Genomic DNA, 24,506 nt, shown 5'->3' with positions numbered 1-24,506 from the left:
CAATCGGAGCTCGAACATGCCTGATTATGTCCCGACCAATGCGGCCTCTTCTGGTGTCAGGTTGGATAAGAAAACCCTGAAATCGATTGCTGCGCGATCTGACCGGCCCGGCCTGATCTATATCGCCCAGTGGATTGTGTCGCTGACCCTGACCGGCGCGTTGATCTACGCTACAATGGGCACGCTCTGGATGTGGCCCGCAATGGTTCTGCATGGCATTTTTTTGACCGTTCCCGCCTATTCCTTCAGCCACGAAACCGCCCACGGCACCGCCTTTCGCCGCCGCTGGCTGAATGAAACCGTGCTATGGGTCACCTCGCTGATCTATATGGAGGAACCACTCCACCGCCGTTACACCCACACCAATCACCACACCTTCACCTGGCATGTGGGCAAGGACAGCCAGATGCCCTTTGACACACCAATGGGCTTTGGTGGCTGGCTGACGGAAATCACCGGCTTTGGACTTTTGCGCTTTCACTTGCATGTCTTCGTACAGCTGGCCTGCAGACGCTACACCGACACGATGCGCATGGTTTGCCCAGAGGGCGAGTTTGCCAAAATGACTCGCAATGCCCGGATCATGCTGGTGATCTACGCACTGATTGCCATCGCGCCGGCCCTGGGCATCTGGTGGCCGGTTTGGCTTATCGTCCTGCCACGTATTCTGGGCGCACCGGTGATGCTGCTGTTTACGCTGATCCAGCATGTGGAGCTGCAGGAAAACTCGCCGTCTATCCTGAACAGCACCCGGTCATTTCGGGGCAGTCCTCTGGCCAATTTCCTTTACATGAATATGAACAATCATGTGGAACATCACCTTTATCCGCAGGTTCCCTTTTACGCGCTTCCTGATCTGGCCAAGGCGGTGAAAGATCAGGTGCCCCAACCTGATCCCGGATTTTTCCGCACCAATTGGGAGGTCTTCATCGTCGTCCTGCGCCGGTCCCTCGGCCTGTCGACCAAGGCGCCGAATATCCGGCAAGCTGACCACATGATCTCTGACGGTGGGCCGGTCGAACGGATCGCCCAGCGCACAATGTAACACGACCTCGCCCAGCACCAAGGAAACAAAATGGCACGTAGTCTTTGGCATCACACACCCAGCCTGCCCCTTAAAACCGCACCCTATTGGAATTGGCCGATGCGGCCCTTGGATATCCTGATTTATCTGCTCAAAAGCTGGAAACCGTTGGGAACGCGTTTCACGTTCCTGATCGTGGCCTTCGCGATTTATCAATGGTTTTCGCCAGATCTGGCAGAGGCCAAAACGCTTTCCCTCGGGTGGAGTTTTGAAATCCTCCTTCGAAACATCATACTGGTCACAATCGTTGCAGGGGGACTGCACTTGGTCCTGTGGGCCAAACAGCTACAAGGCGACGAATATAAATACTTCCTGCGCCCCATGGGCAAAAACATCCACGCGTTTTTCTTCAAGGATCAGGTTCTGGACAATATCTTGTGGTCCATGGTGGCTGTTGTCTTCATGACATTCTGGGAATGCCTGATGTGGTATGCCTATGCCAATGGCTTTGCCCCCATGATCTCCTTCACGGACGCACCGATTTGGTTTGTGCTGCTGATCATCCTGATCCCGATTGAGGCTGGCCTGCATTTCTATGCCCTGCACCGACTGCTCCATGTCGGTAAAATCTACACTTGGGTGCATTCCTGGCATCACAAGAACATCCAAACCGGCCCCTGGTCCGGCCTTGCCATGCATCCGGCCGAAAGCTTTTTCCTGCGCGCGGATGTGCTGTTGTTCCTGATCATTCCCGCAAGCCCCGTTCATATCCTTTTCCTGATCATGCACAGCACATTGGGCGCGCCGACATCCCACACCGGGTTTGAGCGTATCAAAATCGGAGGCACCAAAGGCATCGAGGTCGGAGATTTCTTTCACCAACTGCATCACCGCTTTTTCGACTGCAACTACGGCACTGACGAAACGCCGTGGGATGAATGGTTCGGCACCTTTCACGACGGCAGCGACGCCGGGAACGAACTTATCAAACAGCGGCGAAACAAGATCTGGGCGAAATGACAACATCACTCTCATCGAAATCCAAGGAGCCTGACATGAAACGCATCTATGACTTCAGCCGCAAGCCCGCCATGCGCAATTACACGGTGGCCGACCTGAAGGCGCTGAAAGGGTCTGGCAAGAAACTATCCATGGCCAATCCGGCGGACCGTGATCAGATCACCGCCTGTGTCGAGGCTGGCATTGATCTTTTTGTCGTCGGCACCGATCAGTTGGAGGACGTGCGCGATCTTGCCCCCGCCCATTTCACCGGTGCGGGCTCCAGCTGGTCACAATTCGGATCAGACGACGAGATTGTCGCCCACGCGTTCGAGGCCATGCGCCGTGGCGCCGATATGTATTACACACTGCGTTCTTTTGATGTGATGGAACGCATGGCCAGTGAAGGCATCCCAGTGCAAAGCCATATCGGCCTGATCCCGACCTTCAGCCATCATTACGGCAGCCTGCGCGCCTTTGGCCGCAAAGCGGACGAGGCGATTGAAGTCTGGAATACGCTTAAACGGATGGAGGACGTCGGCGTTTTCGCGGTAGAAGTCGAATGCCTTGCCGAAGAAGTTTTGGCGGCGGTAAACGACAAAACCAGCGTCGTAACCTTTTCGCTTGGCTCGGGCATGGCCGGGGATGCGATCTTTTCCTTCGTCGCCGATATCTGTGGTGAGGCAAGCGAAGAGGACAAGCCCCCCAAACATGCCTATGCCTTTGGTGATGTTGGCCGGCTGCACAAGCAAATCCACGATGAACGCGTCGCCGCACTTGGCCAATTCCATTCCGAGGTCGCGGCCCAAAACTTCCCCTACCCGCAAACCAATATCGGAATGCATCCGGGTGAAGAGGAAAAGTTTCTCGAAGCGCTCGATCGCTGGAACCCAACACATCAATGAACCGCGTGGCAATCCTGCCATCCGTTAATTCCGGCATCAATAACCTGCCAATCATCTGACATCAGAGGGTCAATTCATGAGCACCTGGATTCACGCCTGCGCAACCGATGATGTGGACGAAGAGGACCTGATCCGCTGGGATTACAACGGACAGACCTACGCAATTTACAACACCGAAAAAGGCTTTTTTGCCACTGATGGCCATTGCACCCACGAAAACCAGCTTTTGGAGGATGGGCTTGTCATCGACTGCGTAATCGAATGCCCGCTTCACGGTGGCCGGTTTGACATCTGCACAGGCAGGGCCCTATCGGCCCCTTGCACGGTCGACCTGAACACCTATCCCGTCAAAATCGAGGATGGCCAGGTCTTCATCGCCCTGTCCTGACACTCACCCAGCAAGGCGTGCGGGCTGTGCAACACTTGATGCCGTGCACTTTGTTGCCGCTTTTTGGCAATATTACTGCCCATTAGTTGTATTCTTACTGACTTAGTTCCGCCTTGGAATAGCGAATCTTATTTTTCAGATCGCGCGAGGGCGGGGCAAAAAGCAACGTCAGAAACCGGGCCAGATGAACCAAAACGCGCGTCAATTACAGGAATTTGCTGATGCCAGCCTGAGCCTTATTATTCAGCGCCAGGTGACGTTTATCGGCGGCACTGTACTTGTTGCGTTCTACATCAATCTAAAGATCGCCTTGATCTGCTATGGCCTCTGCCTGATGACAGAATTGTTTGACTATCTGGTCATCAGAAAAGTGCATAACTGGGATGGCAAGGGCGAACGCGAGGCGCGCCTTTTTCAAAACCTCCTGACCCTTAGCGCGGTCTTGGGCTCCCTCACCGTTTGTATGTACATCGTTATGGCGGCCTTGGCCGAAGGGCCTTCTATGCATTTGGGGCCGTTGTTTTTCCTGTTTGCCGCAGGATTATACGCTGCAATGAACAATTGCCAATTGCCGCAGGTGCTGTTGATCCGCATGTCGATTTACACGGCAGTTACAATTTTCATCCCGGTCTATGATCTGTGGCTGGTCCAGCCTCCGCTGGATTCATACCTGTGGAAACAGCTCGGCGTTGTCGTCTTTGTCCAGTATTTCGTGATCGAATGTTCAGTCAAATTTGCCGCCAGTTACAAAACTGGCCTGAAACAGCTGGAAGATCTGCGTATCGAACGTGACCGCGTCACCGAAGCTTACAAAGTTCAATCCGATTTCGTATCGATTGTCAGCCACGAACTCAGAACACCTTTGACATCCATCAAGGGCGCACTTGATCTGGTCAATTGTGGCAATGCCGACAGCCTGCCCGAAGATATTCGCAAGGTGACTCTGGTCGGTCAGAAAAGCTGTAATAGACTAACGATATTAATTGATGACCTGCTTGATTTCCAGAAACTGAAATCCGGCAAAATGGTGCTTAGGTTTGCGGAACATGACCTTCGTCATCTCGTTCAGGAAGCGATGGAGGCCAATCAGCCCTTTGCCAATCAGCGCGAAATTTCAATTCATGTATCGGATGCAGATCAGCCCCTTCCGGTGCTGGCTGATTTTGATCGCCTGATGCAGGTGATGAACAACGTTCTGTCGAATGCGATCAAATTCTCCTATCAGGGCGGCGTTGTTGAAATCATGGTGCTTCCGGTCAATGATAAGGTTCAGATCCTTGTTCGGGATTATGGCGTTGGCATTCCTGAAGACTCGCACGGCATTGTCTTTGGGCCGTTCTCACAAATCGATGCCTCAGACAAACGCGCCTATAGCGGCACGGGCCTGGGCATGAGCATCACCCGACACATTCTGGAAAGTCACGGCGGCAGTATCGATTACACCAGCACGGTCGGGTCCGGCACGACTTTCGTGATCGAGATGGATTTGTTACGTGACATTGCGGCACCCGCGACCGCGGACAAATACCTGAAACTGATCGACATGCACGCAGGTAAACCCAGATCCGCAACCGCCGCAGACAGTTGCGACACACCCGAAGTCACGGTTCCTGCCAAGGTCAAACACGCCTAAAAATCGACCCCAAATCGTGTAGTTTTGCAGGCGTCAATTGATCGGCAATGACTTGCAATCAATCGATTCTCGAAAAATTTACTGGATTTTGACGCTTGGCCTTCACATGTTATGGTAGATGTATGAGTCGCCCTGACATCGTTTGACGAGAGATTTGGTTGGCCAAATGAAACGTTTGTTGATTGCTATAACCACAACCGCCGTAATCGGCCCGGGAAGTGTGCTGGCTGATCCGACATTTCTGTTGGGTGGTGGGATATCGTTCGGCGGCGGCAATTCCCCCCAATTCACCGTCTCCGGGAAGGTCCTGTCCGACAACCAACAAGATGAACCTGTCGCTGGCTTGGGGCTGAATTACTATCTTGGTACCGGCGATTTTGGCGCTGATTTGGGCCTGGGTTACCTGTTTGACGATTCCGCCGTAATGTTGGGCTATGACTTTCTTGGCAAGGCACCGCTGATCACCTTCGGCTGGGCCGATACAGAGGACGACAGCGACCCAGCCCCGGCAGATTAACGCCCGGCTCTATTCCGCGGGCACCATTTCCATCAGTTCCTTCCAGCGGTGGCACGATACCTCGTGCTCGTCGCCGCCATCAGACTCCAGCTTTGGCTCTTTGGACTTGCAGATCTCAATCGCATGCGGGCACCGCGTGTGGAACTTGCAGCCAGACGGTTGATTGGTCGGTGACGGAATTTCCCCTTCCAGCTTTTGCGCCTTGCCCCGATCATCCGGGTCCAGCGACGGGATCGCGGAAAACAGGGCCTTGGTATAGGGATGGCGTGGGGTCGCGAAAAGTTCCCGCGTCGGGGCGGTTTCGACGATCCGGCCCAGATACATCACCGCCACATGGTCACAGGTATGGGCCACAACCGACAGATCATGGCTGATGAACATGAAGGTCAGGCCCATTTCGCGTTGAATGTCTTTCAACAGGTTCAAAACATCGGCCTGAATGGACACATCCAGTGCCGCCACACTTTCATCGGCCACCACAAATTTCGGCCCCGAAACCAGCGCCCGCGCGATCGAAATTCGCTGACGTTGACCGCCCGAAAACGCATGTGGAAAACGACGCAAATGTTCCAGGTTCAACCGGCATTTCGCAGCAATTTCACGCACGCGTTCATCGGTTTCCTGACGGTTCTGCGTCAGTCCCATAACCTCCAGCGGTTCGGCAATGATATCGCGCACCGTCATCCGCGGGCTAAGCGCCGCATAGGGATCCTGAAAGATCAGCTGCGCGCGTTTGCGAAAATCCTTCAGCTCCGGCCCTTCCAAAGAGGTCAGATCCAGCTCGACCTCCCCATCACTATAGGTCGCTGAGCCACCCGAAATCGGCGCAGCTCGTAAAAGCGCCCGACCCAGCGTCGTCTTGCCAGACCCGCTTTCCCCGACCACGCCAAAAAACGATCCCTTCTCGATGTCGATCGAAATACCATCGACCGCCTTCAGGATCTTTTTGTTGAAAATCTTGCCCCCAACCTGGAAGCCAACCTGCAAGTCACGTGCGGAGATCAGAATATCCTTGCTCATGAGGCCGCTCCTTCGTTGTAAATGTGGCAGGAGACACTGTGGGTCGGATCAACATTGATCGCATGTGGCCTGTCGGCCATGCATTGATCCCCGACGATCTTGGTACATCGCGTGTTAAACACACATCCCACCGGGCGTTCCAAAGGTGATGGAATATCGCCCGGCACCGGGGTCAAAGGGGATTCCAGATCATCAAGCTTGGGCAGCGCATCCAAAAGACCTTGGGTATAGGGATGCTTGGGGTTGCGAATGACCTCTCGCACCGGGCCTTCCTCGATCAACCGACCCAAATACATGACCGAAACCTTGTCAGCGGTCTGCGCGACCACGCCCAGATCATGGGTGATAAAGATGATGCCCATGTGAAATTCATCCACCAGATCCTTCATCAGATCGATCACCTGCGCTTGAATGGTCACATCCAGCGCAGTGGTCGGTTCATCCGCGATCAATAGCTTGGGCTTGGTGGACAGGGCCATGGCAATCATCGCCCGTTGCCGCATTCCACCTGACAGCTCAAACGCATATTGGTTGAACCGGCTGGATGCGTCGGAAATTCCCACCCGGTCCAGCATTTCGATGGATATTTCCTTGGCCTTCGCTTTGGACAAATCCGCGTGCAACTGCAGCTGTTCGACCATCTGTTTGCCGATGGTGATCGCCGGGGCGAAACTGGCCATCGGTTCCTGAAAGATCATCGAAATTGCCCCACCACGCACAACCTGCATATCGGCCGGCCGGGTCAGCGACAGAACGTCAACCGGCCCGTCCTCTGTGTGCAGCGTGATCTTGCTCTCTGGTGTGTAAACCGCATTGCGTGCATTCAGATGCATCAGCGATTTCGCGGTCACCGATTTGCCGGACCCGGATTCACCCACCAGTCCCATTACCTCCCCCTTGTCCAGGGAGAAGCTGACATTGTCGACGGCTGTAATCAAACCCTCATCGGTTTTGAACTGCAGCGTCAGGTTTTCAACTTCGATCAGGGCGCTCATTTGTTGGCCTCCGAATAGGGGTCAGCCGCATCGCGCAAACCATCACCGACAAACACAAAGGCCATCACCAACGCGATGAAGAATATCACCGGGATGAAATACCATTGGTAATTGATCAAAACATCCGCGCTGGTCACGTTCTGCAACATCACGCCCAGGGAATTCACCGGATCCTTCAACCCCAACCCGATAAAGGACAGAGCGGTTTCAGACAGCACCATATACGGGAAGGAAATCACCAAATCGACGATGATATAGCTGGTGAAGCTTGGCAACAGATGCCGGCGGATTACATGGGATCCTGACGCACCACATAGCTGTGCGGCCAAAACATACTCCTGATTGCGTTCGGTCAACAAATGCGTTCGAACCCGCCTGGCCAATGTCGGCCAGCCGATCAATCCCAATATCATCGAGATATAGAAAAACCGCGCCTCCGCTGATATTTCCGGCGGCATAAAGGCCGCGATGGCCATAAACAGCGGGATACTGGGCACGGTTCGCACCGCGTCTGTGACCATCTGGATGACACTGTCGATCCAGCCCCCGTAATAGCCCGATACCCCCCCAATCACGAGCGCCAGGACAAAGGCGATAAACACCCCAATTGATCCCACCTGCAACGACGTCCAGATCGCATGGAGTGTCCGAGAGAAGATATCCTTGCCGCTGGCATCGGTGCCAAACAGGTGGATAAAGCCTTCATCCATCCCAAACAGATGAATACTGCCGGGGATGAAGCCCAGGATTTTATAATCCGATCCTTTGACAAAGAACTGCAAATAACGGCGCTTGTCATCATTCACGGTCTCGACCCAGCGGAAATTGGTCTTGATCGACCGTTCACGTTCGATGACGTGCAGGAAGGGGCGCAGTGAACAGCCGTTTTTATCGCAGAACTGCGGAATGTTCGGGGCACCGTTGGTGTAGTCCTTGTTCTTGCCAGCAATCGTCGGATCATAGGGCGACAGGAACGGGGCAAATATCCCGGACAGAACCAGCGATAGCAAAACCACGGCCGCAATCATCGCGGCGCGTTGTTTCTTGAACCGTGCCCAGATCAACTGACCTTGCGAGGCGGTGAAATAGGCCTCTTTGGCCTTTTGATCCTTTGCGGACGTTGTCGGGGCGGATGTTGTTTTTGTTGTCATCTCTGTCACCTGATAATGCTCTTGCGAACCCGCGGATCAAGCACCGCAAGCAACACGTCGGTTAAGAAGTTGAGGGTCACGATCGATGCGGTCAGCAAGAAGATGATCGCCCCCGCCAATTGCTGGTCATTCGAGGCCGCCAGCGCATCAATCAGCAGCTTACCGGATTCGGTCAGCACCAGGATCAATGCAACAATCGGCAACTCGTTGAAAATCCGGTTCAGGTCAAAGCCCAGTGAATTTACAATCGGGCCCAGCGCGTGTTTGGCCGGATACCGCCACAAGAGCCTGCGCCCATAAACCCCGCGTGCGGCAGCGGCGGTAACGTAAAGCTTGCCAATTTCATCCGACATCAGCGCCCGCACGGTTTGCAGGGCAAAGGCCGTGGCCGACCAACCCAGAATGAAAATCGGAAGCCAGGCATGCTTCAGCAAGTCCAAAAACTTTGCAAAACTCCATGGGGCGTCCCTGAATTCGTTTGAAAACAGCCCTGTTAACGTTTCCCCAAATAATAAGGTGCCGATCAGCATGATGATCAGCGCCAGCAGGAAGTTCGGGATCGCCAGACCCAGATAGCTGAAGATGCGCAGCCCGTTGTTCAGTGCGGCATTGCTGGACGCGGCAGAGATAATGCCAACCGGGATTGCGATCGCATAGGCCATGGTCAACGAGGCCAAACAAATACCCAGAGAAATCCAGAACTTTGATCCCAAAAGCTGGGCAATGTTCAGACGCAGGATACAGCTGTCACCGAACTCCCCCTGAAACGCGCCAAAAATCCAAGTGGTCCATCGTTGCAGGAACGGTTTATCCAAACCCAATCGAATGCGTTCGCTTTCGATATCTTCGACAGAAATACCGGAACCCTGCGTATTCTTGAACGCCAGATACCGTTCGGCACAGTCGCCTGGCACCAGCTCCATCAGGGAAAAAACCACCAGCGATACAATGACCAGCGTAATCATCGCCATCACCGCACGGGTCGCTACAAATCGGGCAAATTGAAACATGATCCCCAGTCCGTTTTTGCATCAGCACCTATGAGTGTCAGGTGCACATGGCATTATTGGGCTGCGGGCGTATGACACGCCCGCAGCCAATGTTTCACTTTCGGAATTATTCCGTCAGCCACCACTGCGTGGCGCGGTACGGATAGGTCCGATAGTATTCGTAGGAATGCGTTTTGAAGTCTGCGAAGTTCTGCAACTTGTTGTTTTGATAGATCGGCGCAGGCGCGTTCACAGTCCCGATGAACAACAGGTTCTCGGTCATGTTTTGCACCATACGGGCACCAATCTCAGCAAACTCTGCACTGGCCGCATCAGAAGATTGCAGCGCGTTGATGTCTGCAATCAGCTGCTTCACATATTCTGGCGGCTCAACGCCTGCGGCACCATCAGTATCAACCCATTCAGCCCACAACATACCGGTGCGGTTGCCAAAGTAGTTTTCAAACGGCGGGACCCACAATTCGTTGTTGCCCAGAACAATCGCCAATGGTTGGCCTTTGCGCCACATGGACACGTCCAGCTTGTTTGACGACTGCGCAGAACGATACTCATCCGGGGTCACTTCTTTGACTACCGATTGAATGCCGACTTCGGACCAATACTGGCTGACCAGTTCAACGGTCTGACCAGCGATGCCTTGCGTGGAATAGTTCAGGTTCAGGACCAGCTTGTCGCCATTGGGCAACTCGCGGAAGCCATCGCCATCGGTGTCGGCCATGCCAATTTCATCCAGCTTGGCATTTGCAGCCGCCGGATCGTACCCGGCCATATAGTCCTGCCAAGACGCATCCGCAAAATCCGGAAGCGGTGAGAAGCCGACATATTGCCGCGGTGTCCCCTGACCAAAGAAGCCAACCTCGTTCAGCTCATCCCGGTTGATGGCCACAGACATGGCTTCGCGGAAGCGCAAATCACCAAAGACGGCGCGCTTGGCTTCGTCTTCATGGGTGACGTTAAAGCCAAAGGCCCCCATTGTAATCTCGGGGCGCAGATGGATTTGATATCCGCCAGCTTCCTGATTTTCCAACAACAATGGCGCCGATGCCAATTGCAGCGATTGAGCTTTGTAATCAACTTCAGAGTTTACGAGCTTCAGGATGCGAACCTCGTTGTCGTTGATGTAAACCTCATCTTGCTCGCTGATATAGGGCAGCTGCTGACCGGTCGTATCCACTTGGTGGAAGTACGGGTTGGCAACCAGATGGCGGCCTTCGGTCGTATCGGTCACATAAATGTGGGATTCCAGGGTTGGAACCACATCGGCCGGCAGGCCGGCAACCTTATCCGGGGCAGACAACAGTGGCGACGGCGTATCAGTCCAGTCGGAATTACCGAAATAGATCTTGATCGCATCATAACCGTTTTCAAAGCCCATGGATTGCGCATGTGCATCCGCATCCGCATTGATGCCCGGATGGAACTGACCCAGGAAATGCTTAGGCTGGAAGCCTTGCGCGAATGAGGTCGCAAAGTGTGCCAGCAGCCCAGGCTTGGGCGATGGCAGATTAAAGACGACGGTTGTCTCATCCGGGGTATCCACGGTCATGCGTTCACCACCCACAAGAACATAGTCCTTGGGGTTTTCGATGACATTGGAATCCAGAGCCAGATCGTCATACCAGAATTTCACATCAGCAGAGGTAAACGGCGCGCCGTCAGACCACTTGTGACCCGCCCGCAGGTGGAAGGTCAGCTGGGTGAAATCATCATTCCACTCCCAGGATTTTGCGATGTTTGGCACGATGGTCTGCAGGTCATCGGAATAACGCACCAGATTCACATGGCGCACAGACAAGAAGTCTGATGTCCCGGCTTCTGTGGCGTTCGACAGCACGTCCAGCGTGTGGCCATACTGACCCACAGAATCGTAAGGCACCATGACCAGCGGCTCTGATGGCAGACGATCCGCCAATGCTGGCAGATCACCATTGCCACGGATGCGGGCATTCAGCGCACCGATATCCGGGTTTTCCGAAAATTCCATGGTGCAGCCAGCAGCGGCCTGAAATTCTGACAGTTCATATTGTTGCGGGTAATCACCTGCTGCCACGCCTTGCATGTCAGCGACGGTAACTCCTGGGCAGTTCGCATATGCGGCAGCGGGTAGCGCCACCAATGCAACGCCCGAAAGCAGCATTCTTTTCATATCATCTCCTGTTGGTTGGTTAGTTTCCACCGGGTCTGCGCCCGTGTTGTCGAAGCAGACAAAGCCGCCCTTGTTCTCTGGGTGGTCTCAATCTCTCCACGTTAGTGTGACCTTGGCTTTCTCCTCCCCCTTCTTCCATTCAAAGACTGGCAACTCAGGGCCCCCATGTCTATGTCCAAACTGTGTAACACCGGCGTGAAACTGGCCTGAACGCCGGCAACTCTTCAGCACACATCAAGCTGTGCCAACTCTTAATCCCGATTCCAAGATCATCATCCTGGAAAACTGGCCTTCGGGATGCCGCATCCGATGGCACAACATCCGCCGCGTTAAATCAAGCAAAATCGGCACATTGCGCGGATCGTCGGATACGTCTCGCTGCTCTCCCTCTGCAGTTCTGTCAAACAGAACCGGGGGCATTTCGCCTGCAAACTGAACCAAGCTATGTGTGTCGGTGCGCAGGATCGCAAGGTTCGCCTCGTCAACATGCATGCCTAACTGCTGCTGCCAGAAATCGGGTTTGACCGGGTTTCCAAAATCAAGCTCTGAATAGGTATGACGGCGCCAATCCGACGGTGTCTCAACTGCCAGCAAGGGCACCAGACTACGCCCATCCATCGAATGCGGAACTTCCAGCCCCAGCAAATCCAGAATGGTCGGCGTGACATCAATCGACTCGGTCGGCAAGTCCACAATGCCGCCAAATCCCGCCCTATGTTCAGGGTCTCGGATGATCAGCGCGGTGTGATAGGCCGCATCGTAAAACGTCATCTTTCCCCAGGCCCGGTAATCGCCCAACATTTCACCGTGATCGACCGTAATCACGATCAGCGTTTCATCATATTGTCCGCTTTGTTTCAGCCAATCGATTATCCTGCCAATGTGATGATCCACCTCGCTCGCCAATCCCATGTAAACAGCCCGGACCTTGGCGACGTTTTCCTGTGTTGGCTCCAGGTCCGGGAATCCCTCTACCTTTGACGATATCGGATCACGATCCAAACAGGGGCTGATAAACGGATGCCAGGCCCGTTCTTCGTTTTCTGAATTGGCCTGAACCGGGGCTGGCATCGTTGCCGGGTCATACATCCGGTTATAGGGCTCTGGCGCGACAAAGGGCGGATGCGGGCGGATAAAGGTCAAATGCGCGAACCAGCCCGGTGGGCGAATGGCAATGTCCTTTAGAAACGCGTTGGTCAGAAACGCTGTGTCGCTGTCCTCTGCCGAATAGATCGCTGGGTCATTAATCTGCGAACCGCGTGGCTGATAGAGGTCTGGATAGGGCGACAGATCGTAACCTTTCGCCTTCAGATCCGCCTGCCAGGGGCAATAATCATCCTCCTGCCTCAGCTTCACCACCTCATGAAAACCCGGCATCACCTCTTCGTAGGTGTGAAAGGCGGGGTCCTCGGGTGGGTACATCCGCGGGTCCTGCGTGGTGTCGGTATATCCATAGAGCAGCGGCAGATACCCGGCTTTGCGAACCTCTTTTGCGATATTGGGCTTGTCGTGGGGAAGGGGCGTGCCATTGCGCACCGCCCGGTGGTTCATTGAATATTGCCCGGTCAATAGGGACACCCGAGACGGGCCACATGGGCTGCACACGGAATAATGATTGCGAAAACTCATCGCATCATCCATCAGCGCGCGCAGATTGGGCAGGTCGACATGGTCGGCCATTGCCCCGAACAGGCAATCCGCCCGCATCTGATCTATCACCAGAAACAGAACATTCTTCTTTGTGGTCATTCACCCGTCCGGAATCATCTTTCGGTTCTGAGAGAATACATGTTTTGGGGCGCGATCAAGAAAAATATGGAATTATGTGTGAATTTGTGTGCAAATGTCGATGAATACTACAACACCCTCAATTTGACACACCCGAAACGTGTCGCTCTAAAGCTCCGGCAGGTTCATTGAAATGGCTCATACAAACACCATCGAGCAGGTTGTCCTGAAGGATATCGCCCTCTCCATCGCGCAATCAGCCGCTGCCGAAGCGATGCAGTTTTTCAAAAATCCGTTGGGCATTGAATTCAAGGCAGATGAAAGCCCGGTCACCATCGCGGATCGCGCTGTAGAGGCAACCGTACGCACGAAAATCGCCCGGCATTTTCCAGATCACGGCATTTTTGGAGAGGAGCACGGCATCACCCACGGGGTCGGGGACGACATGTGGATCGTTGACCCCATTGACGGCACGCGCAGCTTTATAACCGGTCATCCCCTTTTTGGGTTCCTGTTGGCCAAGCTGACCGCCGACCGGCCGGATCTGGCCATCATCGGCATGCCGGCCCTGTCAGAAATATACGTCGCCCAGCGCGGACAAGGCGTCATGATGAATGATCAACGCCTGACAGGATCGGGCGTGACATCCCCCACGAATTGCTCGATCTATATCAACGAGGGCGAAAAACTCTGGCGCCAAAACCCGGACCTGTTCGCACGCCTCATGGCGTGTGGGCGCACACGTCGGTTTTCCTATGATTGCTATCCCTACGCATTGCTGGCCGCCGGTCACATCGATGTTGTAATCGATGCCGATCTGCAACCCTATGACTACCTGCCCGTATCACTGATCGTGGAAGAGACCGGTGGCAAAATGACCGACTGGTACGGTGCCCCGCTGGGGATGGCGCACAACGTCAATTCGATCGCGGCAGCGACGCCTGAACTTCACGCAAAAATGTTGGATATATTGCAGACGGATATCTGACCTGCCACTCAGGCCGGCTGATCATTGCCGACGAATTCCTTTGCCACATCCATGAACGCCCGGATCACCCGCACTTCGCGACGCGAGGACAAGCAGACCAGACTTTCGCTCATCCGCAGATCAACATCGTCGAGCGGGATTTTCACCAGCCGCGTATCGTTGCCAAATTCGGCCTCGGATACAAATCCGATCCCGGTGCCCGCCGCCACCACTTCGCGCATGGCCTCGCGCCCCTCCACCTCTAACGCCGGTTTCAGGGTTACCTTTTGACGAGCGGCCTCCTCTTCCAGTTTTTGGCGGGTCTTTGACCCGAGCTCGCGAAACACCAGTTGTTCCTCACACAAGTCCTGCAAGGACAAAGACTGGGCTTTGCCGGGCAAATATCCATTGACGCTAAAGGCAAAGATCCGGGTCCATCCCAGATCGATGGTTTCAAATTCTGACCCTTGCGGCATGCTGCCGACAACACCGATTTCCGCGTCGAAGTTTCGCAATTCATCTAAGATCTCGGTCGTGTTCCCGGTGCGCAATGACACAAAGACATTGGGGTAACGATGCCGAAACCTCCCCAAAAGCTCAGTCACGTGATGCGCGGAATCGGCAATGATGCGTAGCTGTCCCTCAACCGCTGCACTGGATTCCGACAAGAACTCCTCAACCTGCTGTTCCACTTCGAAAAAGCGCTTGGTCAGAACAAACAGGCTTTCGCCGGCCTCGGTCAGACTGACCCCCTTTTTATCGCGATTGAACAACAGAACGTCATGTTCCTGCTCCAACCTGCGCACCTGTTCTGACAGGGCGGGCTGGGTTTGATAAAGCGCCTCAGCCGCACGCGAAAACCCACCATGAACGGCAACGTAGTGAAATGCTCTCAACTGGCTGTAACGCATTCAGCACCCCTCTGACTCCAGCATAGATAATTCCTATATCACGATATCAAATAACAATTTTACATATACTATACCACCGCTAAGTAATGGGGGTAGAACTAACTTCGACAACGACTCGCGGAGCCCTACATGAAAATCGAAGCCCCACGTCTAGGTGAACCCTATTTGCTGACACCCGGACCGCTCACCACCTCTTATGCTGTGAAAGAAGCGATGCTCAGGGACTGGGGCAGTTGGGACGATGATTTCCGCGCCATGACCCGCGAAATGCGCACGCGCCTGTTGGACCTGCTGGGCGAAGGCAAAGAAGAGTTTGACTGTGTGCCAATGCAGGGTTCCGGAAGTTTCGCTGTGGAATCAATGCTGTCCACCTTTGTGCCACGGGATGGCAAAGTTCTGGTTCTGGCCAACGGGGCCTATGGCCTGCGCTCTGCACAAACCCTGCAATACATTGGCCGCGATCACGTGGTGCTGGATAAAGGAGATTATCTGCCCCCGCGCGGCGAAGAGGTCGCGCAGATCCTCGCCGATGATCCCGCCATCACCCACGTGGTTGCCATCCATTGCGAAACCTCTTCGGGCATTTTGAACCCGGTTGAAGAGATTTCAGAGGCGACATACGCCGCCGGGCGCAAATTGCTGGTTGATTCGATGTCGGCCTTTGGTGCGGTCGAACTGAAACCGTCTGAAATCCGGTATGAGGCGATGGTCTCATCGGCCAATAAATGTATCGAGGGCGTTCCCGGTTTCGGCTTTGTCATCGCGCGCAAATCGGAACTTGAGGCCGCCAAGGGCAACTGCGCCTCGCTCAGTCTCGACGCCCATGCCCAATGGGCGCATATGGAAAAAACTGGCCAGTGGCGCTTTACCCCGCCCACCCATGTTGTTGCCGCCTTTCTGGAAGCCCTGCGTGGGCATGAGGCCGAAGGTGGCGTTCAGGGTCGTGGTGCACGCTACACCCGCAACCGTGATGTGATGGTGTCTGGCATGCGCGATCTGGGTTTTGAAACCCTGCTGCAAAACCGCTGGCTCAGCCCAATCATCGTCACTTTTTTCTGCCCGGAAAGCCCCGCTTTTGAGTTTGACCGGTTCTACGAGCTGATGAAGGACAAAGGCTTCATCATCTATCCTGGCAAACTGACCGTGGTCGACAGTTTCCGCGTCGGCTGCATCGGGCAGATGGATGAACATGTGATGCGTCAGGTTGTTGCTGCGGCTGCGGCGGCTCTGTCTGAAATGGGCGTCAACAGCGCCGCCCCCCCTGCTATCGCTTTAGAAGAACGCGCCAAATTGGCCGCTTGAGAGAACGAAGGAACTGTATTGATGACTATCCAATCCCCGGTCGTGGCCAACGGCCGCGCCTATGCCACACCCAAAACCTGCGCGATCGCGATCTGTCTGGACGGGTGCGAGCCGGAATATCTGGACAAGGCAATTGCCGACGGCCTGATGCCAACCCTGCAGCGGATGCGCGCAGAAGGCACCGACCGTCTGGCCCATTCGGTTGTGCCCTCCTTCACCAACCCCAATAACCTGTCCATCGCCACTGGCCGCCCACCGGTCGTGCACGGGATCTGCGGCAACTACCTGATCGACCCGGACACCGGTGAAGAGGTGATGATGAACGACGTGCGCTTCCTGCGCGCACCAACCGTGTTCAAAGCTTTCTATGACGCAGGCGCTCGTGTGGCCGTTGTCACCGCTAAGGACAAGCTGCGTGCACTCTTGGGCGCTGGTCTGGAATTTGGCGATGACCGCGCGATCTGCTTTTCGGCCGAGAAGTCGGACACATCGACTCAGGCAGAGCACGGAATGGCTGAAGGCAGCAAATGGTTGGGCATGGCGCAGCCCGAGGTTTACTCGGCTGAACTCAGCGAGTTTGTCTTCGCCGCTGGTGTGAAACTCCTGAAAGAATGGGCGCCGGACGTGATGTACCTGACCACGACCGACTATGTGCAGCACAAGTACAGCCCCGATCAGGCAGAGGCTAAATCCTTTTACGAGATGTTCGATCGCTACCTGACCGAACTGGATGCTCTGGGGGCCGCCATCGTTGTCACCGCTGACCACGGCATGAAGCCCAAGCACCACGCCGATGGGTCGCCCTCCGTGATCTACGTCCAGGACCTGATGGATGAATGGCTGGGCGAGGGCACAGCCCGCGTCATCCTGCCAATCACCGACCCCTATGTCGTGCACCACGGCGCGCTTGGCTCCTTCGCCACCGCCTACCTGCCCGAAGGGGCCGACCGTGACGACATCATGGCCAAACTCTCAAGCTATGACGCGATCACCGATGTCCTGACCAATGCAGAGGCGGTCGCCCGGTTTGAACTGCCCTCAGACCGGATCGGCGACATTGTCATGGTCTCTGGCGAAAACATCTGCATCGGCACGTCCGAACATCGCCACGACTTGGCTGCGCTGAATGAGCCTCTGCGCAGCCATGGCGGCCTGACCGAACAAGAAGTGCCCTTCATCTGCAACCGGGTTCTGCCCTTGCCGGAACGCCCGGTTCTGCGTAACTTCGATGCCTTCTTCTATGCAACCACCGCTGCGGCCCAATAAGATGGATGGATCAATGAACAAAACTGAAATTCGCAACGAAGGCATGCGCATCGGTGGAGAGATCGTCTTCACCGACGACGTGATCGAAGTCAAATATCCCTATACGGATGAGGTGATCGGCACCGTGCCTGCGGGCAAGGCCGAACATGCAAAACGCGCCTTTGAAATCGCCGCCAACTACAAATCCAAGCTCACCCGATATGAACGCAGCCAGATTCTGCAGCGCGCTGGCGAGCTGATTGGCGAACGTCGCGAGTATCTGGCCAAATGGCTGACGCTGGAACTGGGCATCTGCCACCAGCACGCGATTTACGAGACCAAACGCGCCCAGGACGTCTATCAATTCGCCGCCGCGCAGGCGCTGAATGATGATGGGGAGATTTTTTCCTGCGATCTGACCCATAACGGCAAGGATCGCAAGATTTTCACCAAGCGCGAACCTGTGGGGGCGATTTCTGCCATCACCCCGTTCAACCATCCCCTGAACATGGTCAGCCACAAAATCGCGCCCTCGATTGCCACCAACAACTGCATGGTGTGCAAGCCCACCGAACTGACCCCTCTGACCGCCATCGCATTGGCCGATATCCTTTACGAGGCCGGCCTGCCGCCAGAGATGTTCCAGATCGTGACCGGCTGGCCACAGGACATCGGCGAAGAGATGATGGTGAATGAACATATCGACATCATCACCTTCACCGGCGGTGTGCCCGTGGGCAAGCTGATTGCATCGAAGGCTGGCTATAAACGTCAGGCGCTGGAACTGGGCGGCAATGACCCGCTGATCGTCCTGAATGACCTCTCTGATGCCGATCTTGAAAAGGCCGCAACCATCGCTGTTGCAGGTGCCACCGGCAATTCCGGCCAGCGCTGCACGGCGATCAAACGTATCTTGGTGCAAGAAAGCGTCGCCGACAAATTTGTCCCGCTGGTTCTGGAAAAGGCCAAAAAGATCAAATTCGGCGACCCGCAGGACCCGGAAACCGAACTAGGCTGCGTGATCCATTCCCAGGCGGCGGAACTGTTTGAAAACCGTGTCTATCAGGCCGAAAAAGAAGGGGCGGAAATCCTCTACCACCCCGGTCGTCAGGGCGCCCTTTTACCGCCGATCGTGGTCGACAAGGTCCCCCATGACAGCGAATTGGTGATGGAAGAAACCTTTGGCCCGATCGTGCCCATCGTGCGCGTGCCCGACAATGACGATGAGGTCATGGCGATCTCTAACGGCACGCAATTTGGCCTTTCCTCCGGGGTCTGCACCAACGATCTGAACCGCGCCATTGCCTATATCAACGGGCTGGATGTCGGCACCTGCAACATCTGGGAACAACCGGGATATCGCATCGAAACCTCCCCCTTTGGCGGCATCAAGGATTCGGGCAATGCCGTCAAAGAGGGCGTCACAGAGGCGATGAAGTTCTTCACCAACGTGAAAACCTATTCTCTGCCCTGGCCCCGCTGATCCCAGCCAGACAGATTGTCCGGGCCGCTTCTGGCCCGGACCCAAAATATATAAAACGCCCAACAGGCGAGGTTTCCCCATGTCCACCCATACCGAAGGCGAATCCAACACCTCCGCCGCCCGCGCAGAATGGGCCGCACGAGAGGACAACGCCGCCACAAAATCCCTGTTGAAACGCGATGCGGATGTGTTTCTGCATCAGGCCCTGTCCTCGCCCTGCGTGTCGACCATTGCCAAGGCCGAGGGCATCTGGATCGAGGACACCTCGGGCCGCCGCTACATGGATTTCCACGGCAATTCCGTCCACCATATCGGCTATGGGCACCCGCGTCTGGTCCAGGCGATCAAGGATCAATTGGACGACCTGCCATTTGCCCCACGTCGTTTCACCAACGAACCAGCCGTGGCGCTGGCTGAAAAACTCACCGCAATAGCGCCCGGTGATCTGGACAAGATACTCTTTACCACTGGCGGGTCAGATGCCAACGAGGTTGCCCTGAAAATTGCCCGCGCCGCAACAGGCCGGTTTAAAACCGTCAGCTTCTGGGATTCCTTCCATGGCGCTGGATTGGGGGCCGCGTCGGTCGGGGGCGAGGCCACGTTCCGCAGCCATATCGCGGGCCCGCTGCTCCCCGGCACCGAACATGTCGCGCCCTTTGCCTGCTATCGCTGCCCCTATAACCACGCTGGCCCCGATGTCTGCGGGCTGGCCTGCGCCAAGATGGTCGAGTTTGCGCTAGAGCGCGAAGGCGACGTTGCCGCCGTTATTGCCGAACCGATGCGCGCGGTGCCTTACGTTCCGCCCCCCGGATTCTGGAAGGCCGTGCGCGAGGCCTGCAATCGTCACGGCGCCCTGTTGATCATGGACGAAATCCCCACTGGCCTTGGCAAAACCGGGCGCATGTTCGCCTTTGAACATGACGACATCATCCCCGATATCGTCACCATGGGCAAAGCGCTTGGCGGGGGCATCCTGCCCATCGCCGCCTGCGTTGCCCGGCGTGATCTGGACGTCTGCGGTGACTATGCCATCGGCCACTACACCCACGAAAAAAACCCGGTCACCGCCCGCGCCGCCCTGACCACGATCGAGATTATCGAGGATGAGGGTCTGGTCGACCGCTCCGCCGAATTGGGCGCCTATGCTATGGAGCGCCTGCAAAACAGCATCGGTGGTCTGCCGACAGTGGGCGATATCCGCGGTCGCGGCCTGATGTTCGGGATCGAGGTCGTTGAGGACCGCACCACCAAAGAACCGGGCAAGGACCGGGCAGAGAAAATATACTATGCCTGTCTAGAGGCGGGTCTTAGCTTCAAGATCTCCCAAGGCTGCGTTCTGACCCTGTCACCTCCTCTGACCATCTCTCGCGAGGATCTGGATCGGGCACTAACCATCGTCGAGGACGCCATTCGCGCGCATGCGGCATGAGGATCGTTCGCACAGATGCCGAACTGGCCTGCCCCCTGATCGATAAAACCCTGCGCGATTGGGGGCATGACCTGATCCTGCTGCCCGATGGTATTGCCGAGGACGCCCTGATCAACGCCACCCGCGACGCCGATCTGATCCTGATGTGCTACACGCCCATAACCGCGCGGGTGATCAACAGCGCCCCACGCCTCAGGGGCATCGTCAAATACGGGGTCGGAATCGACGCCATCGACATCCCCGCTGCAACCGCCCGCGGCATTCCCGTGGTCAACATCCCCGAATATGCCGAAGAAACGGTGGCAGAGGGCGCCTTTGCAATGATGATCGCCTTGGCCAAGCGGCTAAAATCCATTGGCAAGGCAATGGAACGCGACGGCTGGGTTTGGCCCGAAACCGGTTGGCTAGCCAGCGATCTGGCGGGCAAGACCCTAGGCATCGTCGGGGCCGGACGCATCGGTCAATCCATGGCGCGCATGGCCGGGGCCGGGTTCCGAATGTGCGTTCTGGGCTTTGACCGCAGCAAATCCGCCGATGATCTCGCCGCTTCTGGCATCCAGAAATGTGACGATCTGCACGCGATGCTGCGCGAATGCGATTTCATCTCGCTCCACGCCACCCTGTCTGCCAGCTCCCACCATTTGATCGGTCGGGCAGAGCTGGAGTGTTTGCCCGCCCATGCCATCGTGATCAATTCGGCCCGGGGCGCCCTGATAGATGAGGCCGCGTTGGTGGACAAACTGGTTGGTGGCCAATTGGGTGGGGCGGGGCTCGATGTATTTTCCACCGAACCGCTGAACCGCACCGATCACCTGCTCAGCCCGCTTTACGATCTGGACAATGTGATCCTGCACCCACATCTGACCTTCTTTACCCACGAGGCGATGGAACGCCTGGAACTGGAAGTGCTCGATCGTTGTCAGGAAATCCTGACAGGCCGCCCCGTCGAAGTAAAATCCCGCGACCCGCGCTTGCGCAGCCAGAAACACGGGGTCACCTTTCGGGATGAATGATTTTGCCTTCACGATAGATTTTCAGCATAAAAACACACAAAATCACACAAACGCTTATAGACAAGCGATCAAAATCCCGAATAATTGCGGCAAGGAGGCCCCGATGCCGCATCTGGAAAACCACGCGACCCACAGAGAAGTCGAACTTCTGGACACACTACGGTCTTTCGGTGGCTCCGCCCGAACATCCAACCTGGCAGAAGCGCTGAATGTCAGCGAGGAAACCATCCGCCGAACCGTCAAGGCATTGGCAAAATCCGGTCTTGTGCAACGGGTTCATGGCGGGGTGTATCTGTCCAACAGCGAGGCCCTGTCACCGGTCGGTGCGCGTATTAGCACCCGCTCTGCCGAAAAGGCCAAAGTTGCGGAAAAAGCGGCAGAGCTTATCCCCAACGGATCCTGCGTTTTTCTGGATGTCGGTAGCACGACAATCTATCTGGCGGAATGCCTTAGAAACCATCGCGATCTGACGGTGGTCACCAATAGCCTCCAGGTGGCTCAGATTTTTCTGAACTCCGGCAATACCCGCGTTTTCATGGCCGGTGGGCAGCTCAGCCTGGTTGAGGCCGGAACATTCGGCCCTGACACCATCGCCTTTGTCGAACGCTTCAACATCGACACGGCCGTGATCAGCATCGACGGGTTTGACGACACATCCGGCTTTCTGCTCTCCAGCCCGGCAGAGGCTGATCTGTCACGCATGGTCGCGTCACATGCCCGGCGAACCATCGTCATCACCGACACGATCAAGTTTGGCCAAAGCGCCCCGATCATCGCCTGCGACCCGACCGAAGTGGATATTGTCGTCACCGACAAGGCCCCCGGCAAATCCTTCCGGGCCTGCCTGACTGAATGGGAGGTAGAGCTGATCACCTTACCCAAGGACACAAAGACGAAATCATGATCATTCTGTCGTTCCTTTTCCAACTTTTTGGCGCCACGATGCTGCTGCTGTTTGCGGTTCGCATGGTGCGCACCGGGATTGAGCGGGCCTTTGGCGCCTCTTTCCGCCGGTTGTTGACCGCCAGCAAAACCCCGATCAGCCTCGCCCCTGTGGGCGTTGGTCTCGCGATTGTTTTGCAAAGTTCCGCAGCGGTTACATTGCTGGTGGCCGGGTTTGCCGGGTCCGGCGCGCTGGCCTTTGCACCGGGGCTGGCCATTGTTCTGGGCGGTGATCTGGGGTCTGCCCTGATCATTCAGATCCTGTCCTTGAAACTGGATTGGCTGATCCCGGTCCTTCTGACCGTGGGTGGCGTGTTTTTCCTGAAAACCGAACGCCGTCCGTTGCGACAAGCGGGCCGCATCATTCTAGGCGTGGCCTTTGTCCTGCTGTCCCTGCAGCTGTTGCGCGAAACCATGGAGCCCATCCGTGATGGCAGCTTCCTGCCCGCCGTGTCAGCTTATCTGGAACGCGATATCCTGACAGCCTTCATCACAGGTGCGGTACTGGCCTTTGTCATGCACTCGTCGGTCGCGGCGATCCTGATGTGCGTCACGATCGTCGCCATCGGGGCGCTGCCGGTCACAGTTGGGGCATCTCTGGTGATGGGGGCCAACCTTGGCTCTGCCATCATCCCAATCTGGCTCAGCCGCGGAATGGAACCAGAGGCCCGCCGCATCCCCCTCGCCAATCTTGTGATCCGGGGCAGTGCTGCCTTGGTTGTGTTGTTTCTTCTCAACAGCTTTCCATTGCTGGGATATCTGAACATCATGGGGGAGGCGCAGAGCCTCGTGAACCTGCATATCCTGTTCAATGCAGCACTCTTGTTGACCATCCCCTTCGTTGGCGTGCTAGAGGGGCCGATCACCGCCTTTCTGCCCTCTGCCGTCACACCAATGGAACAGCAAAACCCCTTGCACCGGTCGGTCCTGTCAGAGGCCGCGCTCAACTCCCCGCAACAGGCACTGGCCAATCTGCGGCGCGAGGTTTTGCGCATGGCTAGTATCGTCGGCGAAATGTTCAGCCCGGTGATGGAACTTTACACCTCTCATGATCCGAACCGGACTCAAGCCATCACCGCCCAGGATCGCATCGTCAATGCCGCATTGGATCAGGTACGCCGGTATTCCGCCGCCATGCCGCGCGACAAGATGGACAAGGCGCAGCGCAAGGAATTGCGCGCGCTCGTCGATTACGCCATCGCGTTGGAGGCTGCGGGCGACATCATCGTCAAACGCCTGCTGCCCCTGACCGAAGAATTACACCACAAAGGCCACCGCTTCAGCGCCTCTGGCCGTGGGGAATTGCAGGATATTCACGAACGTGTCGCCGCCAATTTGGCAACGGCAACAAATGTCCTGATCAGTTCGGATGTCGAAAGCGCCCGGTTGTTGCTGGAAGAAAAGGCCGAAATGGGCCGCCTGGAACGCGCCAGCCGCAAAAAACACCTCAAACGGCTTAGCGACAATGATGCCGACAGTTTTGCCTCCAGCGATATTCACCTGGAAACTGCCTATTCACTGAAAGAGTTCAATTCCTGGATCGTCACCGTCGCTCATCCCATTCTGGTGCGAGAGGGGCAATTGCTGGAAACCCGCCTGATTCAGGACATGGAACCTGAACAACCGTCTTAACTGGCACTTGTTTACCCTTCATTAACCATCTTCCCGTCATCACTGAACCAGTAATCTGGAAGGAGG

Annotated in this window: 21 protein-coding genes; 14 read left to right on the top strand and 7 right to left on the bottom strand. The window is 55.9% G+C overall.

The window, feature by feature from the left end:
- Positions 1 to 16 precede the first annotated feature (16 nt).
- The 6 genes from AC2D8P_RS07245 (at position 17) to AC2D8P_RS07220 (ending at position 5,466) form a co-directional block, all read left to right on the top strand.
- The gene (locus AC2D8P_RS07245) at positions 17 to 1,045 is read left to right on the top strand and encodes a fatty acid desaturase (protein ID WP_484701603.1); all 1,029 of its coding nucleotides are present in this window, start codon (positions 17 to 19) and stop codon (positions 1,043 to 1,045) included.
- Positions 1,046 to 1,075: 30 nt separating this feature from the next.
- Positions 1,076 to 2,044 carry a sterol desaturase family protein gene (locus tag AC2D8P_RS07240; RefSeq protein WP_484701602.1) on the top strand — a complete coding sequence of 323 codons (969 nt, stop codon included), beginning with the start codon at positions 1,076 to 1,078 and terminating at the stop codon, positions 2,042 to 2,044.
- A gap of 35 nt (positions 2,045 to 2,079) precedes the next feature.
- Entirely contained in the window at positions 2,080 to 2,928 is an 849-nt protein-coding gene (locus tag AC2D8P_RS07235) for a 3-methyl-2-oxobutanoate hydroxymethyltransferase (RefSeq protein ID WP_484701601.1), read from the top strand.
- A 76-nt stretch (positions 2,929 to 3,004) separates the two neighbouring features.
- Positions 3,005 to 3,316 carry a non-heme iron oxygenase ferredoxin subunit gene (locus tag AC2D8P_RS07230; protein WP_484701600.1) on the top strand — a complete coding sequence of 104 codons (312 nt, stop codon included), beginning with the start codon at positions 3,005 to 3,007 and terminating at the stop codon, positions 3,314 to 3,316.
- Positions 3,317 to 3,500: 184 nt separating this feature from the next.
- A complete protein-coding gene (locus AC2D8P_RS07225) occupies positions 3,501 to 4,949 on the top strand; it encodes a sensor histidine kinase (protein WP_484701599.1) in 1,449 nt (482 codons plus the stop codon).
- Between the two features lie 166 nt (positions 4,950 to 5,115).
- Positions 5,116 to 5,466: a hypothetical protein gene (locus tag AC2D8P_RS07220; protein WP_484701598.1), complete on the top strand. Its 351-nt coding sequence runs from the start codon at positions 5,116 to 5,118 to the stop codon at positions 5,464 to 5,466.
- A 9-nt stretch (positions 5,467 to 5,475) separates the two neighbouring features.
- On the opposite strand, the gene AC2D8P_RS07215 is transcribed toward AC2D8P_RS07220, so the two are convergent.
- The 6 genes from AC2D8P_RS07215 to AC2D8P_RS07190 all read right to left on the bottom strand — a co-directional run bounded on the left by AC2D8P_RS07215 (position 5,476) and on the right by AC2D8P_RS07190 (position 13,537).
- Positions 5,476 to 6,486 carry an ABC transporter ATP-binding protein gene (locus tag AC2D8P_RS07215; RefSeq protein ID WP_484701597.1) on the bottom strand — a complete coding sequence of 337 codons (1,011 nt, stop codon included), beginning with the start codon at positions 6,484 to 6,486 and terminating at the stop codon, positions 5,476 to 5,478.
- The gene (locus tag AC2D8P_RS07210; RefSeq protein ID WP_484701596.1) at positions 6,483 to 7,481 is read right to left on the bottom strand and encodes an ABC transporter ATP-binding protein; all 999 of its coding nucleotides are present in this window, start codon (positions 7,479 to 7,481) and stop codon (positions 6,483 to 6,485) included. Before AC2D8P_RS07210 ends, AC2D8P_RS07215 begins: the two co-directional genes overlap by 4 nt.
- Positions 7,478 to 8,632 carry an ABC transporter permease gene (locus AC2D8P_RS07205; protein ID WP_484701595.1) on the bottom strand — a complete coding sequence of 385 codons (1,155 nt, stop codon included), beginning with the start codon at positions 8,630 to 8,632 and terminating at the stop codon, positions 7,478 to 7,480. Before AC2D8P_RS07205 ends, AC2D8P_RS07210 begins: the two co-directional genes overlap by 4 nt.
- A 5-nt stretch (positions 8,633 to 8,637) precedes the next feature.
- Positions 8,638 to 9,642, bottom strand: coding sequence for an ABC transporter permease (locus tag AC2D8P_RS07200; RefSeq protein WP_484701594.1), 1,005 nt, complete (start codon positions 9,640 to 9,642; stop codon positions 8,638 to 8,640).
- 106 nt (positions 9,643 to 9,748) lie between these two features.
- Complete coding sequence (locus AC2D8P_RS07195) at positions 9,749 to 11,788, bottom strand: ABC transporter substrate-binding protein (RefSeq protein ID WP_484701593.1); 2,040 nt, start codon at positions 11,786 to 11,788, stop codon at positions 9,749 to 9,751.
- Positions 11,789 to 12,022: 234 nt separating this feature from the next.
- The gene (locus AC2D8P_RS07190; protein WP_484701592.1) at positions 12,023 to 13,537 is read right to left on the bottom strand and encodes a sulfatase-like hydrolase/transferase; all 1,515 of its coding nucleotides are present in this window, start codon (positions 13,535 to 13,537) and stop codon (positions 12,023 to 12,025) included.
- Between the two features lie 172 nt (positions 13,538 to 13,709).
- Here AC2D8P_RS07190 and AC2D8P_RS07185 point away from each other — a divergent pair, with 172 nt between their 5' ends.
- The gene (locus AC2D8P_RS07185) at positions 13,710 to 14,504 is read left to right on the top strand and encodes an inositol monophosphatase family protein (protein ID WP_484701591.1); all 795 of its coding nucleotides are present in this window, start codon (positions 13,710 to 13,712) and stop codon (positions 14,502 to 14,504) included.
- Positions 14,505 to 14,512: 8 nt separating this feature from the next.
- Here AC2D8P_RS07185 and AC2D8P_RS07180 read toward each other — a convergent pair whose 3' ends face one another.
- Positions 14,513 to 15,394 (bottom strand): LysR substrate-binding domain-containing protein, encoded by an 882-nt coding sequence (locus AC2D8P_RS07180; RefSeq protein ID WP_484701590.1) that lies wholly within the window; start codon positions 15,392 to 15,394, stop codon positions 14,513 to 14,515.
- Positions 15,395 to 15,523: 129 nt separating this feature from the next.
- On the opposite strand from AC2D8P_RS07180, the gene AC2D8P_RS07175 reads away from it, so the two are divergent.
- The 7 genes from AC2D8P_RS07175 to AC2D8P_RS07145 all read left to right on the top strand — a co-directional run bounded on the left by AC2D8P_RS07175 (position 15,524) and on the right by AC2D8P_RS07145 (position 24,440).
- The gene (locus AC2D8P_RS07175; RefSeq protein ID WP_484701589.1) at positions 15,524 to 16,696 is read left to right on the top strand and encodes a 2-aminoethylphosphonate--pyruvate transaminase; all 1,173 of its coding nucleotides are present in this window, start codon (positions 15,524 to 15,526) and stop codon (positions 16,694 to 16,696) included.
- Positions 16,697 to 16,717: 21 nt separating this feature from the next.
- On the top strand, positions 16,718 to 17,962 hold the full coding sequence (gene phnA / locus AC2D8P_RS07170) for a phosphonoacetate hydrolase (RefSeq protein WP_484701588.1): 1,245 nt from the start codon (positions 16,718 to 16,720) through the stop codon (positions 17,960 to 17,962).
- A gap of 13 nt (positions 17,963 to 17,975) precedes the next feature.
- A complete protein-coding gene (phnY, locus tag AC2D8P_RS07165) occupies positions 17,976 to 19,424 on the top strand; it encodes a phosphonoacetaldehyde dehydrogenase (protein WP_484701587.1) in 1,449 nt (482 codons plus the stop codon).
- Positions 19,425 to 19,503: 79 nt separating this feature from the next.
- On the top strand, positions 19,504 to 20,853 hold the full coding sequence (gene pbfA / locus AC2D8P_RS07160) for a (R)-1-hydroxy-2-aminoethylphosphonate ammonia-lyase (RefSeq protein WP_484701586.1): 1,350 nt from the start codon (positions 19,504 to 19,506) through the stop codon (positions 20,851 to 20,853).
- Positions 20,850 to 21,866, top strand: a complete 1,017-nt coding sequence (locus tag AC2D8P_RS07155) for a 2-hydroxyacid dehydrogenase (RefSeq protein WP_484701585.1) — start codon at positions 20,850 to 20,852, stop codon at positions 21,864 to 21,866. The genes pbfA and AC2D8P_RS07155 overlap by 4 nt, the downstream gene beginning before the upstream one ends.
- A gap of 103 nt (positions 21,867 to 21,969) precedes the next feature.
- Complete coding sequence (locus AC2D8P_RS07150; protein ID WP_484701584.1) at positions 21,970 to 22,770, top strand: DeoR/GlpR family DNA-binding transcription regulator; 801 nt, start codon at positions 21,970 to 21,972, stop codon at positions 22,768 to 22,770.
- Positions 22,767 to 24,440, top strand: coding sequence for a Na/Pi cotransporter family protein (locus tag AC2D8P_RS07145; protein WP_484701583.1), 1,674 nt, complete (start codon positions 22,767 to 22,769; stop codon positions 24,438 to 24,440). The genes AC2D8P_RS07150 and AC2D8P_RS07145 overlap by 4 nt, the downstream gene beginning before the upstream one ends.
- Positions 24,441 to 24,506: the final 66 nt, after the last annotated feature.

It is taken from the genome of Roseovarius sp. YIN77 (assembly GCF_057219155.1).
The sequence above is the reverse complement of the archived record's forward strand: the minus strand, read 5'-3'. Positions and strand labels throughout refer to the sequence as shown.